A 14,212-nucleotide genomic window follows, 5' to 3' on the forward strand; every position below is an offset into this window, starting at 1 on the left:
CGTCAGCACAATCAGGAAATTCAAGCGCTTGAACGGCAGCGTCTCGAACAGCAACAGGAGCTCGCGCGCCAGCACACCGAGCAGCTCCAGGCCATGCAGAACCGGCACAGCGAGCAATTGAATGCGCTCGAACGTGCGCACGCGCAAAACCATCATGAGCAGATCAACACCGAAGAGCAGCACGCTCAGCAGGTTGCTGCGATGCACCAAAGGCACAACGCGGAAATGCAGAACTTCGAGCAGCAGCGCGTCAGACAGGAGGAAAACAACGCACGTGCCCATATGATGCAGCAACAACTCCAGCAGCGCCACGCCCAACAGCAGCAAGCGCTCGAGCGCTACCATCAGCAGCAGGTCCACGCGTTCCATCCGGCCCCGGCGGGCGGCGGGGGAGGCCACGGCGGAGGTGGCCACGGCCCACCCAACCCGGGCGGAGGCGGCGGCGGCCAGCGGCGGTATTGAGACCATTCCGCATGAGGGCGGCGACTCGTCTTTCTCGTCCCCGCCGCAAAAGCAATGTATTGACTGCTTGCCGCAACGGGGTAGTGTCATCTACGGCTCAGGTCGGGAAAGCCGGTTCAAAGCCGGCGCTGCCCCGCAACTGTGGGGAGCAGAGCGACGACGGCTGCTCCAAGCCAGACTACCGACCGAGTCGATGGAGCCGATTGGACCTTCGCGGGTGAGGGAGGCTTCGGGCGCGTGCGCATTCACCTTCCTATCGCACGCGGACCTGCCGCCCCTTTCCCGACGAGAAAGGCAGCGGGTTGGTAAAAGGCGGACATCGTAGACTCACACCCGTTCGCGTCGCGTCGAATGAGGACACTCATTCGGTGCTGGGGTGGCAACCCTGTCTCCCTGATAGGTGACCCAGTCTTTGCCGTTACCGGGAGTGAACGAGGTGCCACCGGAAGTGAGCCGTGTAAATTCCGCGGCGAATTCGCGACGCCATTTTGTGTCCTTGGCAGCATCGATTCTTGCTCACGCAGCCCTAATCGCGTTGATCCTCTATTCTGCTCCCCGCCTAAGCGGAGGGGGCCACGACTGGGTGCTCGCCTACCTGGTCGAGGTCGGGCCTGGGAACGGCGGGACCGCAGGTGGGGCAAAAGGACTGCCCGCCATCAAAATCGAACCGGCGTCGATACCGGAAGCGCCGATACGCTCCGCTCTCTCCGGCGACGCCGTTGCATCGAAGCTCCTCGACGTTGACGTCCGCGACGAAATCCGGACCTTGCCTCGCCCGGGCGTGATGGCGAGTCTCAGCGCAGGCGACCTTCGTCCATTCGGCCGCAAGAGCGCGGAGCGCGGCCCATCATCGCAGCATCGTGGATCCGCATCCGCCGGAGGCTCTGGTGAGGGTTCCGGGAACGGCGACACTATTAGCGATGGACTCGGCGGCGCCGGCATTCGAATCGCCCATGCGGACTACGGCGCCAACCCCGCGCCGATGTATCCGGCCCGCTCGCGCCAGCGCGCAGAACAGGGCACCGTGACGCTGCACGTGCTGGTTGCTATCGACGGCTCCGTGGAGCGAATCGAAATTGCTGAATCATCAGGCTTCGCTGACCTCGATCGGTCCGCCCTTGACACCGTGAGTAAACGCTGGCGCTTCGTCCCAGCCAAACGCAACGACGGACACCCGGTGGAAAGCTGGGTCTTGGTCCCGATCCGCTTCGCGCTCCGCTGAAGCCCTCCCAATAGGCTTGTCCAATGAGAGCGCAACGGTGTCCGCGCACCTCGGGCTCCAGGTCGAGAGTTCGGTCAAAGCGTCACCTCGAGCTCGAGGTCTCACCCCGCCTATGCGTGTGAGATCCTTCGGACGGGTATACGACAGAGATAGGTTGAGACTGTACGGATGGGTGTGCCACCGTCCTCCGCTCTCGGGCCCAATTTTTAATGCACGGGCAGCGTGGTATAAGCCGACCAGGGAACGGGGGTGTTACGAAAATGACCGACAAACCAAGTGCTTACAGGATTTTCGCCATCGCCCTTCTGTTGACCGCTTTCCTGGGTCCGGCGAGCGCGAATGCGATCGAAGTCAAGAAGGAGCTCAACGTGGGCGGTGGGGGCGCCCAGCGAGGGGGGCCCGCGCAAAGCGGACCAGCGCCGAAAAATCCATTGAGTCAGGCCCAGCAAAAGGCACTCTTCGATGCGGTCGCTAACGATTCCGACCAGTTTCTCGCCCAGGAAAGCGAGAAGAAATCGTCCGGCCAGCCGTATGTGGACCTTGAGAAGGCCGCTTTCAGCTACATGCCAAAAGGCAGCGACGCCGTAGAAGCGAAGCTCACCGGCTCCGAGTACAAGCCAAAGAAGAGCGATCCGACTAAAGGCACTCCGACCGGGAAGAAGAAAGCATTGGTGTTTGACTACAAGTTCGAAGGCACCAAGTTTACCAGCAGCGAACCGGCCAAGTGGGAAGATGTAGAGTCCGGGAGCGACAAGGAGAAAGCGGCGAACAAGTAATTCGCGGGCGTGGTTCCGTGCGATATCACGCAAAACCCGCTGCCCGTTGAATCGCGGGCGAGCGGCGGCGTGGAGAACGACGGCTCGTCTGCGCTCCCGTCAATCGCAGAGTCCGGTCGAGACTGTAGCGATCCACCGGGCGAGAAGAAGGCGTCGGCCCGGGGGCCGTTGGTGCCGCGCATCCCGGCGGTGTGGAGCGAAAGCCAGCAGACCGATCGACCGACATGAAAAAAAAACTCCAGGACGATCTTAAGGGCGCGATGAAAAGCGGCGATACTCGGCGCACGATGGCGATTCGCGGATTGCTAGCGGAGATAACCCGCGTCGAAAAGGACGCCCGCCGCGAAGCCAACGAGGCGGAGATCACGCAGGTCATCAAACGCGAGCGAGCCCGCCGCGAAGAGGCGCTCGGCTTTGCCCGGCAAGCGAATCGCGCCGACTTGATCGGGCAGAACGAAACCGAAGCCAAAATTCTCTCGGGATACCTGCCCGCCGAGGTCTCCGCCGAAGAACTCCGCGCCACGATCGCCGAAGCCATCGCCGGCGGCGCTGCCCAGATGGGCCCGCTGATGAAGGCGTTGCGTGACCAGTTCGGTGCTCGCCTCGATGGCAAAGTCGCAAGCGAACTCGCCAGAGAAGCTTTGTCGAAGAAGGGAGAGTGATCCTCGAACTGTGCACCGTGTACAGCCAGGAAATCCGGGGATTAGTTGCCTTTTTATTATTGACGCACCGCCGCGTTTCCCGGTAGCAGTCATGACGCACACGAGGTCCGCGAGGTAAGTAAGAATGTCGATTGATTTCACAATGCCCGAGCAGGTACTCGAGCTTCGCGACCAGATGCGGGCATTTATCCAGGAAGAGATCGAGCCGGCTGAATCTCAGATGCAGAAAACCGGCCAATGGCGCGAGGGAATCATCGAGCTGCGCCGCAAGGCCCGCCAAAGAGGTCTCTGGCTCCCACACATGCCGCCGGAATTCGGCGGGCTCGGCCTCGGGCCGCTGGGGATCGCGATGATCTCCGCCGAATGCGGCCGCAATCGCCTCGCGCCGTTCATCGTGAATTGCCAGGCGCCCGATGAAGGCAACATGCACACGTTGCTGCACTTCGCCACTCCCGCGCAAAAGGAGAAGTATCTGCGTCCGCTGTGTGAAGGCCGCGTGCGCTCGTGCTTCGCGATGACCGAGCCCGAGGTGGCGGGCTCCGACCCGACTCAGATTCAGACCCATGCCGAAAAGCAGGGTGACAATTGGGTAATCAACGGACACAAATGGTTTATCTCAGGCGCGCATGGCGCTAAGTTCGCCATAGTGATCGCGCGTACCGATCCAGAGGCGGAACCGCCACAGGCGCGCAATTCTGCCTTCATCGTCGATCTGCCCAACCCGGGTTTCGAAATCGTCCGCGACATCGACACGATGGCCGGCAGGGGCAATCATTGCGAGATTCGTTTCAAGAATTGCATCGTGCCTGCCGATTCGATGCTAGGTCCGCGCGGGCAGGGCCACACTCTGGGTCAAGTGCGGCTGGGACCGGCACGGCTTGCGCATTGCATGCGCTGGATCGGTAACGCGGAAGTCGCGCTCGAGATGATGCTCAAGCGCGCGATGGAGCGTCAGGTGCAGGGTGGCAAACTGATCGACAAGCAGGCCATTCAATTCAAGATTTCCGAGTCGGTCATGGAGCTCTACCAGAGCAAGCTCATGGTCCTGCATAGCGCCTATCTGATCGAGAACAAGCTCCCGTTCCGGCAGGAAGTCTCGATGGCGAAGCATCACGTCGCCAATACCCTGTGGCGTATCGTGGACCGCGCGATTCAGATTCACGGTGCTCTGGGCTACTCGACCGACACGCCGCTGGAGTCGATGCTGCGTCACGCACGTTCGGCCCGGCTGGTCGATGGAGCCGACGAGGTGCACCTGACCCAAATCGCGCGCCACACGATTGAAGCATACAAGCGCGACGGGAGCACCCGAGCGGCAACCGGCGGGGCGGATTTGCTGTGAGAGAGGGTCGCAGGAGGATCAACCCGGACACTGGGTCAACCGGTCTTTGCCGAGAGTTCATCCGGTCCCCGCAAGCCCGGGTATATACCAACAGGGTCGCGTCACCCTGCACGCGTGCCTGCACACGCTAAGAGCAACCACATGGCCAAAGTCGAACCATTTTCTATCAAGATACGCGACGAGGTCCTTGCCGATCTCAAAGCTCGGCTCGACCAAACGCGCTTTCCGGACGAAGTGCCCGATACTGCCTGGGAATACGGAACCAACCTCGCCTATCTGCGCGAGCTCGTCGACTACTGGCGCACACGATACGACTGGCGCAAGCACGAAAAGCATCTGAACAGCCTGCGTCATTTTCGCACCGAGATCACAGACCTCGATCTGCACTTCATCCACGAAGAAGGACGCGGCCCCAATCCCAAGCCACTGCTTCTCATCCACGGCTGGCCCGGGTCGGTCTATGAGTTTATGGAAATCATCCCGATGCTCACTGACCCCGCCGCGCACGGCGGTGAGGCGAGCGACTCATTCACCGTAGTTGCGCCATCGCTTCCCGGCTATGGTTTTTCCGGCCACGCGAAGGCGCGCGCAATGAACATCCAGGCGATTGCCGACATCTTCTTCAAGCTCATGACCGAAACGCTTGGCTTCCCGCGCTTCGCGGTGCAAGGCGGTGATTGGGGTTCCGTGATCACCGCGCGGATAGGCGAGGCCTACCCGTCGTATCTCTATGGCATTCACCTCAACATGATTCCGGTCGGCCCCACCGAGGGCCGTAACGCCCCCGAGCTGACGCCGGAAGAAAAAGTCTTTCTCGGCGAAATGGAAAAGTTCCGTACCGCTGAGACCGGCTACCAATGGATCCAGGGAACCAAGCCGCAGACGCTCGCCTATGGTCTCAACGACTCGCCTGCCGGCCTTGCCGCATGGATCGTCGAGAAGTTCCGTACCTGGAGCGATTGCCACGGCAACCTCGAGTCGCGCTTCACCAAGGATCAGTTGCTCACCAACGTCATGATCTATTGGATTACCGGGTCGATTAATTCATCGACCCGGCTTTACTACGAGGCGCGCCACCATCCCTGGCGCCTTAAGCCCGGCACCCGCATCCAAACGCCGGCCGCTGTCGCACTGTTCCCCGGCGAGCTGGCCCGTCCGCCGCGGCACTGGGCGGAACGCGTCCTGAATGTGCAGCGCTGGACTCCGATGGCGAGGGGAGGCCATTTCGCTGCCATGGAGGAACCCAGGCTTCTCGCCGAAGACATCCGCGCCTTTTTCAGGGAGCAGAACTAGAAAGAAATCGCCGATTTCGCAGATTGTGCAGATTTCCCAATCCGTGAATTCTTCGTAATCTGAGGATCGAGATGGAGGCGCCCGCCAAAACCCTCCTCACTAACGCGAATCTGGTGCTCGACGGATTCCCGGACCTGCAGAAGTCTTTCGAGGTTCTCATCGAGGGGAATCGGATAGCGTCGGTTTCCAAAACTCCGCTGGCGCGCGAAGGCGCGCGGGTTATCGATGTCGGCGGCCGTACCCTGATGCCGGGTCTAATCGATGCGCACGCACACATCACCGGCTTGTCCCTGAGCCCCAAGAACAGCAACTATTCGGCGCAACAAATCGCCGATGCCGCCGCCCACTATCTCAAAGCCAGCCTGATGGACGGGTTTACCTCGCTGCGGGAAGCCGGCGGAGCCGATCACACCGTCGCGCGCCTGTTGAATGAGGGCAACCTGATTGGTCCACGCCTCTTCTATTCAGGGCGCGCACTGACCCAGACCGGTGGCGGGGCCGACTTCCGGACTCCCGATGAGGTCACTGACCCCTGCGGACAACCGGGACCGTTTTCGGTGATGTCGATAATCGCCGATGGAATCGATCAGGTGCGCAGGGCGGCTCGCGAAGAGCTGCGGCGCGGTGCCTCACAGATAAAAGTATTCGCCTCGGGCGGCGTGGTGTTTCCTTCGGAAGCTCACGCCACGCTTTACGAATACTCGATGGACGAGTTGCGCGCGATTGTCGAAGAGGCGAATGCCCGCGGCACCTACGTAATGGCACACGCCTACACCGACGATGCCGTCCGCCGCTGTCTCGAAGCGGGCGTGCGATCAATCGAGCACGCCAACTTCGTCAGCGAAGCCACGGTCGAACGGATGGCCCGCGCGCGCGCCTTTCTCGACCCCACCTTTATATCGCTCGTGCAGCGAATCGAATCGGCGCCCGAGACCAGACTCTCCCCAGGCATTGTGAACAATCTTGAGGCGACGGTCGCGAGGGGCCATCAGGTTTACCGATGGGCGAAACGCTATGGGGTTCCTATCGCCATGGGAACCGATTTATGGGGACCCGAAGCCCAGCACTGCCAGGTCCGCGAATTTACAATGCGAATCGACCTCGACGAACCGGCGAATATCGTCCGGTCCGCTACCCGCATCAACGCCGACCTTCTGAATCAAACCGGGAACCTTGGAGTTGTGGCCGAGGGAGCCTACGCCGACCTGCTGGCAGTCGACGGCAACCCGCTGGTCGACCTAAGAGTCCTGACCAATCCCGGAAAAAACCTCAGACTAATAATGAAGGACGGAATCATCTACAAAAACGAGCTGTGATCAGGCTGCAGAAGCAATCGGATTTCGCGGATTCAGCACCGCTGGACCGATGGCGCCGCCGGCAAGCTTGGTCGTGGTAATCTTCCGATGAGAGCAGGCGAAAGACGCGGCCCTTGCAACAATGCTCATGTGCATCGCAATCTGAGGGGTTCCGCTAGTACGGTAGGAGGAAATAGACGCTCCCCACTTGTTTCTGTCGCTGGTCTGGGAATGGGAGACTGGGCGACTTGCGGGTCAGGGCTAGCTGACCAGCGGCCTGGCGTGACGGTTATCTTGCTGCGGTGGGCCCTTCGTATTTCTCCAGGTCGCCATACAGCTTATCCACCTCGCGTCCCAGCCTCTCGTACTTGGCGATCAGCTGGTCTGCGTCTTTTCGTGCCAGATAGAAATTGGGATCGTTCATTTCCTGGGCCAGCGCGGCGCGCTCGCTCTCCTTCTTCTCGATGTCAGCCTCGATTCGCGAGCGCTCCTTGGCCGCGTGTTCTGAACGCCGCTTCTGCTCGCGCTCTCGCTCGCGATCGGGCGAGACTTGCCCGCGCCCCTCGCGCTGCAGCGCGGCGGGTGGCGGCTTAGACGGCGTTCCGTTCGCAACCGCCGCCGCGCGCACTTCCATCTCCGCTTTCTTGGCAAGGTAGTCATCGTAGTTGCCGAGGTAGCGAATCGCGTGGCCCTGACCAACCTCGATGACTTCGGTAACCAGCTCATTTAGCACGTGCCGGTCATGACTCACGATAATTACGGTGCCGAGGAAACGGCGCAGGGCTTCCAGGAGCGTGTCCTTGGCGATGATATCCAGGTTGTTGGTCGGCTCGTCCAGCAGCAGGCAGTTGTTGCGTTGCGCGAGCACTTTGGCCAACGCCAGACGGGCTCGCTCGCCGCCCGACAGTACCCCGGCACGTTTCTCGACCTCGTCACCAGAAAAGAGCAGCGCACCAAGCAGGCCGCGGATCTCGGGCGTCCTCATAGCCTCGGCGTGGTCGCTGAGTTCCTTGAAGACGGTGTTGTCGTAGTTGAGCGACTCCGCAAGGTTCTGCGCGAAGTACCCCGCGACCACCTTGTCACCCACGACTAGTTGACCGCCAGTCAGCGGCTCAATTCCCGCCATCAGTTTCATCAGCGTCGACTTCCCGGCGCCGTTGGGTCCGACCAGGGCCACTTTCTGCCCGCGTTCGATTACCAGGTCGACGCCGTCGTAAACCACGAGCTCGCCGTAGCGCTTTGCGATCTCGCGTAGCTCGAATACGCGCCGCGCACCGCGTTGGCATGCTGGAAAGTTAATCGCCGGAGGTTTTTCGGCTCCCACCGGCGGCTTAAGTCGGTCCAGTTTCTCGAGTTGCCTGATTCGGCTCTGCACCAGGGCGGCTTTGCTCTTTTGATAGCGGAAGCGGCTGATAAACGCCTCCAGGTGGTCGATTTCCACCCGCTGTTTTTCGTAGGCGGACATCTCGAGCTGAAAGCGTTCTTCGCGCTGAACCAGATAGCGCGAGTAGTTGCCCTGGTATTCGGTCAGTTTGCCGCGCGCGACTTCTACCGTCCGGGACGTCACACGGTCGAGAAAGTAACGGTCGTGCGAAACGAGGATTATTCCGCCGGTGTACGACTGCAGAAAATCTTCCAGCCAGTTGCGGGCCTCGATATCCAGATGGTTGGTCGGTTCGTCGAGCATCAAGAAATCGGGCGCGTCGAGCAGCAACTTCGCCAGCGCAATCCGCATCCGGATGCCGCCCGAGAATTCGGCGACCTCGCGAGTCAGATCCTCCTCTTTGAACCCCAGCCCGAACAGCACGGCGGTCGCGCGGCTCTCGGCGCTGTAGAAATCGTGGCGTTCCAGCTCGTGCAGGATGTCGCCCAGCTCGGACAGGGCGGAATCGTGCAGTGGCCCCGAGTGCTCACGTGCTAGTATCTCCTCGACTTCGCGGCGGCGGCGATCTAGCACCTGCACGCGGTCGAGCGCCGAAAGCGTTTCCGCGAGTACATCGCGCCCGCCCATCTCCGGGGCGTCCTGGGCCAGGTAGCCGACCCGTGTCTTCTGCGGGCGGGCGATTCGCCCGGAATCGGGGGTGGACACCTCGGCAATCAGACGTAACAGGGTCGACTTACCGGCGCCATTAAGTCCGACCAGGCCGACTCGTGCGTCGTCATTCATCGACCAGGTCACTTGGTCAAGAATGATTCGAGCACCGAACGACTTGGTAAGGTTGTCTAACGCAAGCATGAACGAAACTGAGATCGTACCAGTCAGAGTCCCTCCTAGAAAGGCGGCGCACGGAGCGGCTCAATGCGACGCAACCCGACCCCAGAATCATCGGGGCTGGTTGGCAACTAGATAATCAGTCACGCCGCCCGCGTGAGTTGAGGGTTGCGCAATAGTAAAATGGAAACCGACGGAGGGCTGTGACGATGCCGGCAGTGCGCGATGGCGATCGCGTGGTAATAATCGACAGGCGCCTGTTCCGCGACGACAACACCCGAATCTTCGTCGGTGTCGTCGAAGAATGCGACGGCCGCGTAATCCGCGCGCGCGGCTTTGGCTATCATGTGAACCCTTATGAAGTCGCTGGGATGGAACGCCGCGGTGAGGAGCGAGTGCGCATCTTAGCCATCGACGCGGGCGATACCATTTTCCTGCTCCCGCGCGATCAAGACATCGGTCGGCTCCAGCTGAGACGCTCACCCAAGGCGATGAGTCTGACCGACGGCAAATTCGCTATGGACCTGAGCGACTTCCTGTTGAAGTCCTGAACACCGCCGCTGCGAGCGGCCTGTGCAGGGCCTGGGCCGTGGTCTGCTTACCTCTACTGGCGAGCAGGGGGCGAACGGAGCGCCGCAGATCAGTGCGCCTGCCGTAGCGCTCAGAGGACCGATTCCACGAACTCGATGATAGCTTCTGCGGTACCGGTGGGATTATCCAGCGACACATGATGGAAGGCGCGGGGAATTTCCTTGAAGGTCGAATATCGGATCTTCCGATGCATCCGGCGCGCCTGCCTCGCCCTTACCAGCGTGCTCTCCGCGCCGCGCAGAATCAGCACCGGTATTTTCAGTTTCTTGATCTGCGGCTTGCGCGTTCTGCCTTCGAACTTACGCCATGAGCGGGTGTTCGGGTCGAGCCGAAACGCCCACCAGCCATTTGGCAATTGCTCGGAGCCCAGCAGCGCGAGCCTCTCCAGATCCGGTTTGGTGAGATAGGTTCCCGGGGGTTGGAGCCTGAACTTTCGTTTGATCGCCTCGGCCGAATCCAGCTGCGGCCGCGCCCCTCCCCGCGCCTTGCGCCGCCACCGCCACATCAATCTGCGCAGTAACGGGGGTGGGCCGTGCGGCGCATCGACCACGATTAGCGCCTCGAGCTTGTCGGGGTACGTGGTCGCGAACCATTGTGCAACCGCGCCGCCCATGGAATGACCGACCAGGATTGTGCGCGTGCCAAGATGATCGATCACGCCGCCCACGTCGTGCAGGTACCATTGCGGACCGTAGTGGGGCGGATTGGCCCACGCGCTGCGTCCATGCCCGCGAAAATCCAGAGCGATAACGCGCCCATACGGCACGAGCAAGGGCGCGACCGCGTCCCACCAATGCACGTGCGCAGCGCCCCCGTGAAGCAGAAGAAAAGTGTGTTTGCCCGGGTCTCCGCCCCAGTCCAGGTAGTGAAGCTTGACGCCGTCGACTTCAATGAACCGGCTGGTCGGCTCCGGCCACGCGGTAGCCGCTTGCTGATGCGTCATCGCGGTTATCCTATGCGAGCCCGGCAGCCGAGCATAGCTTGGCATACGCTGGCAGCGGAGCTGCGGTGCGTGGTAACACCAATCAAAATCGCCCTCGCGCGATCATCGGAGATGAGCAGCGATGAGCCTGAGACTCGAAGGAAAGAATGCACTGATCACTGGCGGCGCGAGCGGCATCGGACGGGCCACCGCAATTCGTTTCGCGGAAGAGGGCGCCAACCTTTGCATCGCTGATCGCCACCTGGGGGCTGCTGAAGAAACTGCGGCCAAGGTACGCGCGCTCGGCCGCAAAGCGTTGGCGCATCAGGTCGATACCAGCGTCGAACGGGAAGTCACCATGATGGTGGAGCGCTGCGTTGGGGAACTGGGTGGTCTCGATGTCCTGGTCGCAGCCGCCGGAATTTCGCACGCGCGCTACGGCGAGGAAGGCACACCCGCGATGGGTCCGCTGTCCGAGAAGCCGCTTGCGGATTGGAAGAAGGTCCTGAGCGTCAATCTCGATGGTGTTTTCCTCACCGACCGCGAAGTTGCGCGCGCGATGATCAAGGCGGGCAAGGGCGGACGAATCATCAACATCTCTTCGGGTGCGGCCAAGCTGCCAACACCCGGAGTGGGCGAGTATTCCGTCAGCAAGGCCGGCGTCTGGATGCTGACCAAGGTCCTCGCCGTGGAACTGGCTCCTTACGGTATCACCGCCAATGCGATCGGGCCCGGATTCATCAACACGCCGATGACCGCAAACATCCAGCAAGCGGAAGGTTTTATGAAGGGACTCATCGAGCGGGTGCCGATGCGGAGGATGGGTGAACCGGTCGATGTCGCGAATACCGCGTTGTTCCTCGCCAGCGAGGAAGGGCGATACTATACCGGCTCGATTCTTCATCCCGACGGCGGGGTCGTGATGCAGTGACGCTCGGCCAAAGCGCGAGCGACGGTCGACGTGCCCGTCGATCGCAACTCTTCTTGGCGCTGCTCGTGGTCGCGTGTTTGGGTGCGGGCCGCGGAGTATCGACTGCACAGGAACCCGACATGGTGTCACCCGACACGAGCGGTGCGATGGGCGCGCCGAGCGCGGGCGCGTCGCCATCGATCGAGTTTCCCCATGCACCGCGATTGATGGTTCAACCGATTCCGACCTATGGGACCGCCCCGATGGTGGTGGGATTCCTAGTTACCAACACCAATCCAAACTCGGCCCCGATTGTCAGCTATCGGTGGAGCTTCGGCGACGGCCAGCTCTCAACTCTTCCGCCGACGCTCTTCTACCACACCTACGCAAATCCCGGCAGCTATGTCGTCGAAGTGACCGGCACGACCGCCGACGGTCTTAATTCCACGGGCATTGCCGGCGTGGTGGTACGCGCCGGCCCGTGAGGTTCGGCTATTTTGACGGCGCGACAGCCGCCGTAGATTGGTCGAGCACGATCACGCGGCCGCTGTCCAAGTGATACACGGCGCCGACGATCTGGAGATCGCCGGCTTTTACCATCTCCGCCAGCGGCGTCTCGCTTGAAAGCTTCTGTACCGTCAATCGAACGTTTTCTGAAATCGCGTTGTCCAGCGCGTCGCCGGACATGGATTTCGACTTTGCTACTACCGGCTCAATCTCTTTTGCCGTTTCCGGGATGTCTCCGGTTTGCCCCGACAAGGTCGCGGCTACTGCCCCGCACTTGGTATGGCCCAGCACCAGGATCAGGCGGGTGCCCAGGTGCGCAGCCGCGAAGTGAAGACCTTCCAGTACTAGCGGACTGGGCACGTTGCCTGCGTTGCGCACGATAAACAGGTCGCCCAGACCGCGGTCGAAGATGATCTCAGGTGCGGTTCGCGAATCGGAGCACGACAGGATGGCGGCAAACGGTTGCTGCCCACCGACCAAAGCTGCCCGGCGAGATGCGTCCTGATTGGGGCGCACCGGCTTGCCGTCGGCAAAACGCTGATTTCCCTCCAGCAACAGCTTCAGGGCGTCCGCCGGACTCGCGCCGGAGGGAGGAGCAGCGGCTCGCGCCGGCGCGAGGCTCTTAACTACTAATAGGCCCCCTATGCCGAGGATAAAGAGGATGCCGGTGAGCGCACGTCGAAGTCTCGGATTTTGCATTGCGGGACCATAGCACATCATTCACTGCGCTTCTAAAGCAGGCTCACCAGATGTTGACAGCCGAGGATAACCGCCCGGTATGCTCCAGCGCGATGACGTGCCGCTCCCCATCTGTGCCTCTGATAACGTTGTTCGTTTGGGTGACCCTTACTCTCGTGGCGTGCCAGTCGGCAGCGCTGCAGGCCAACCAGGCGCAGGTTGAGCAGCAGCAGAAGCAGATAGAGCAAATGCAGGAGCAGATTGAGGAGATAAAGGCACAAAATGCCTCCCACACTTCTCCGCCAGCCTCGGGTTCATGCGACCATGATGTTATGGCGCAGGCGACGCGTCAGGGGGGCGACAAATTTGCGGCTGGCGACTTCTCCGGCGCACTCGGCTATTACCAGGACGCGCTTGCGGCCTGCCCGGGTAACGCGCGTGCCGAGTTAAACGTTGGCCGCGCTTACGAAGCTCTCAATGACAAGGGCCAGGCCATGGCTCACTATCAAAGCGCCGCCTCCAGCAGCGATCCAGGAGAGTCTGCTGCCGAAACCGAGGCGCACAACGCGATCGATCGCCTGGGAGCATCGCCCCGGTAACCCCCCTGGCTCTACGCTTTCTTAGCCCAAGTTTTCGGGAACAAAAATCCGCGATCGCAGGTTTAACCGTGCAAGGGATGGTCTCATCGCGGTTGATGAGCGGACTTGAGTGGACTCACACCACCCGGTTCCGGCTCCTCCCTTTGAGATGGAAGCATGGCTGGCGCGGTACAATTCGGATCCGACGCAATCCTCGACGGCATCATCGGGCTGCACCAAATTCTCCCAAGTCAATACTACGATTTTTCGGGCGGTCATCGGCTGACCGGCGAACAGCGCTTGATGCTGGCGCTGCTGGCGGACGCCATCAACGTGTACCAGCAGGGAGCTCTCTCGCGGAGCACCCGCAAACGGATGCTGTACGTGGATTCCGAGCGATGGATTATGAGCGATTGCTGCAGCCGCCACGCCTTCAGCTTCGAAACTGTCTGCGAATGCCTGGGCATAAATCCCGTGGTTTTGCGCAGACGCATGATCACCTGGAAGCACGAGATGCGTAGAGGCGTGAGCCTGCCCAAGTCCACCCATCATCTGCGCCTCAAGATAACGCCGCGCGCCAAAAGTATGAGCCAGCAGCGCCGTCGCCTGCGCCGCCGCGTTGCGGGGTGAGCCCCGGTATATTCCGCGCCCTACAACCGTCAGGTTGTGGCGGGACTCATGCCCTATGCTCCAAGCCGAGGTTGGTCGTCAAAACCATCTGCAAGCGCTTCCCTGAGACCTCCGGTTGGTGAATTTTCTCAC

General features: G+C 61.2%; 15 protein-coding genes and 1 riboswitch. Of the genes, 11 read left to right on the forward strand and 4 right to left on the reverse strand.

The window, feature by feature from the left end; translation table 11 throughout:
* The coding region (locus tag VGI36_04110; GenBank protein HEY2484305.1) for a hypothetical protein at nucleotides 1–360 on the reverse strand (360 nt) is incomplete at its 3' end.
* Nucleotides 361–523: 163 nt separating this feature from the next.
* Nucleotides 524–667, forward strand: a riboswitch (cobalamin riboswitch).
* Nucleotides 668–910: 243 nt separating this feature from the next.
* Between VGI36_04110 and VGI36_04115 the strand changes: the two genes are divergently transcribed.
* The 6 genes from VGI36_04115 (at nucleotide 911) to VGI36_04140 (ending at nucleotide 7,073) form a co-directional block, all read left to right on the forward strand.
* Nucleotides 911–1,684, forward strand: a complete 774-nt coding sequence (locus VGI36_04115; GenBank protein ID HEY2484306.1) for an energy transducer TonB — start codon at nucleotides 911–913, stop codon at nucleotides 1,682–1,684.
* A 260-nt stretch (nucleotides 1,685–1,944) separates the two neighbouring features.
* A complete protein-coding gene (locus VGI36_04120; GenBank protein ID HEY2484307.1) occupies nucleotides 1,945–2,460 on the forward strand; it encodes a hypothetical protein in 516 nt (171 codons plus the stop codon).
* A 224-nt stretch (nucleotides 2,461–2,684) separates the two neighbouring features.
* On the forward strand, nucleotides 2,685–3,122 hold the full coding sequence (locus tag VGI36_04125) for a GatB/YqeY domain-containing protein (GenBank protein HEY2484308.1): 438 nt from the start codon (nucleotides 2,685–2,687) through the stop codon (nucleotides 3,120–3,122).
* A gap of 124 nt (nucleotides 3,123–3,246) precedes the next feature.
* Nucleotides 3,247–4,464, forward strand: a complete 1,218-nt coding sequence (locus tag VGI36_04130) for an acyl-CoA dehydrogenase family protein (protein HEY2484309.1) — start codon at nucleotides 3,247–3,249, stop codon at nucleotides 4,462–4,464.
* 141 nt (nucleotides 4,465–4,605) lie between these two features.
* The gene (locus VGI36_04135; GenBank protein ID HEY2484310.1) at nucleotides 4,606–5,757 is read left to right on the forward strand and encodes an epoxide hydrolase; all 1,152 of its coding nucleotides are present in this window, start codon (nucleotides 4,606–4,608) and stop codon (nucleotides 5,755–5,757) included.
* Between the two features lie 71 nt (nucleotides 5,758–5,828).
* Nucleotides 5,829–7,073: an amidohydrolase family protein gene (locus VGI36_04140; GenBank protein ID HEY2484311.1), complete on the forward strand. Its 1,245-nt coding sequence runs from the start codon at nucleotides 5,829–5,831 to the stop codon at nucleotides 7,071–7,073.
* A gap of 268 nt (nucleotides 7,074–7,341) precedes the next feature.
* Here the strand turns inward: VGI36_04140 and VGI36_04145 are convergent, their stop codons facing one another.
* On the reverse strand, nucleotides 7,342–9,288 hold the full coding sequence (locus VGI36_04145; protein ID HEY2484312.1) for an ABC-F family ATP-binding cassette domain-containing protein: 1,947 nt from the start codon (nucleotides 9,286–9,288) through the stop codon (nucleotides 7,342–7,344).
* Nucleotides 9,289–9,473: 185 nt separating this feature from the next.
* Between VGI36_04145 and VGI36_04150 the strand changes: the two genes are divergently transcribed.
* A complete protein-coding gene (locus tag VGI36_04150) occupies nucleotides 9,474–9,815 on the forward strand; it encodes a hypothetical protein (GenBank protein ID HEY2484313.1) in 342 nt (113 codons plus the stop codon).
* A gap of 110 nt (nucleotides 9,816–9,925) precedes the next feature.
* Here the strand turns inward: VGI36_04150 and VGI36_04155 are convergent, their stop codons facing one another.
* Nucleotides 9,926–10,798: an alpha/beta hydrolase gene (locus VGI36_04155; protein ID HEY2484314.1), complete on the reverse strand. Its 873-nt coding sequence runs from the start codon at nucleotides 10,796–10,798 to the stop codon at nucleotides 9,926–9,928.
* A gap of 121 nt (nucleotides 10,799–10,919) precedes the next feature.
* Here VGI36_04155 and VGI36_04160 point away from each other — a divergent pair, with 121 nt between their 5' ends.
* Nucleotides 10,920–11,708, forward strand: coding sequence for an SDR family NAD(P)-dependent oxidoreductase (locus VGI36_04160; GenBank protein ID HEY2484315.1), 789 nt, complete (start codon nucleotides 10,920–10,922; stop codon nucleotides 11,706–11,708).
* A 53-nt stretch (nucleotides 11,709–11,761) separates the two neighbouring features.
* Complete coding sequence (locus VGI36_04165; GenBank protein HEY2484316.1) at nucleotides 11,762–12,172, forward strand: PKD domain-containing protein; 411 nt, start codon at nucleotides 11,762–11,764, stop codon at nucleotides 12,170–12,172.
* A 7-nt stretch (nucleotides 12,173–12,179) separates the two neighbouring features.
* On the opposite strand, the gene VGI36_04170 is transcribed toward VGI36_04165, so the two are convergent.
* The gene (locus VGI36_04170) at nucleotides 12,180–12,914 is read right to left on the reverse strand and encodes a carbonic anhydrase (protein ID HEY2484317.1); all 735 of its coding nucleotides are present in this window, start codon (nucleotides 12,912–12,914) and stop codon (nucleotides 12,180–12,182) included.
* 119 nt (nucleotides 12,915–13,033) lie between these two features.
* Here VGI36_04170 and VGI36_04175 point away from each other — a divergent pair, with 119 nt between their 5' ends.
* Together VGI36_04175 and VGI36_04180 are read left to right on the forward strand one after the other, a co-directional pair.
* Nucleotides 13,034–13,471, forward strand: a complete 438-nt coding sequence (locus VGI36_04175) for a tetratricopeptide repeat protein (protein HEY2484318.1) — start codon at nucleotides 13,034–13,036, stop codon at nucleotides 13,469–13,471.
* Nucleotides 13,472–13,627: 156 nt separating this feature from the next.
* Complete coding sequence (locus tag VGI36_04180; GenBank protein ID HEY2484319.1) at nucleotides 13,628–14,080, forward strand: hypothetical protein; 453 nt, start codon at nucleotides 13,628–13,630, stop codon at nucleotides 14,078–14,080.
* Nucleotides 14,081–14,212 lie beyond the last annotated feature (132 nt).

Source organism: Candidatus Binataceae bacterium (assembly GCA_036495685.1).
Lineage (GTDB): Bacteria > Desulfobacterota > Binatia > Binatales > Binataceae > JAFAHS01.

Bases quoted from the DNA above. Each gene is read 5' to 3' on its own strand.
- VGI36_04120 (HEY2484307.1), top strand. From the start codon at position 1,945: ATGACCGACAAACCAAGTGCTTACAGGATTTTCGCCATCGCCCTTCTG.
- VGI36_04125 (HEY2484308.1), top strand. From the start codon at position 2,685: ATGAAAAAAAAACTCCAGGACGATCTTAAGGGCGCGATGAAAAGCGGC.
- VGI36_04130 (HEY2484309.1), top strand. From the start codon at position 3,247: ATGTCGATTGATTTCACAATGCCCGAGCAGGTACTCGAGCTTCGCGAC.
- VGI36_04135 (HEY2484310.1), top strand. From the start codon at position 4,606: ATGGCCAAAGTCGAACCATTTTCTATCAAGATACGCGACGAGGTCCTT.
- VGI36_04140 (HEY2484311.1), top strand. From the start codon at position 5,829: ATGGAGGCGCCCGCCAAAACCCTCCTCACTAACGCGAATCTGGTGCTC.
- VGI36_04145 (HEY2484312.1), bottom strand. From the start codon at position 9,288: ATGCTTGCGTTAGACAACCTTACCAAGTCGTTCGGTGCTCGAATCATT.
- VGI36_04150 (HEY2484313.1), top strand. From the start codon at position 9,474: ATGCCGGCAGTGCGCGATGGCGATCGCGTGGTAATAATCGACAGGCGC.
- VGI36_04155 (HEY2484314.1), bottom strand. From the start codon at position 10,798: ATGACGCATCAGCAAGCGGCTACCGCGTGGCCGGAGCCGACCAGCCGG.
- VGI36_04160 (HEY2484315.1), top strand. From the start codon at position 10,920: ATGAGCCTGAGACTCGAAGGAAAGAATGCACTGATCACTGGCGGCGCG.
- VGI36_04170 (HEY2484317.1), bottom strand. From the start codon at position 12,914: ATGATGTGCTATGGTCCCGCAATGCAAAATCCGAGACTTCGACGTGCG.
- VGI36_04180 (HEY2484319.1), top strand. From the start codon at position 13,628: ATGGCTGGCGCGGTACAATTCGGATCCGACGCAATCCTCGACGGCATC.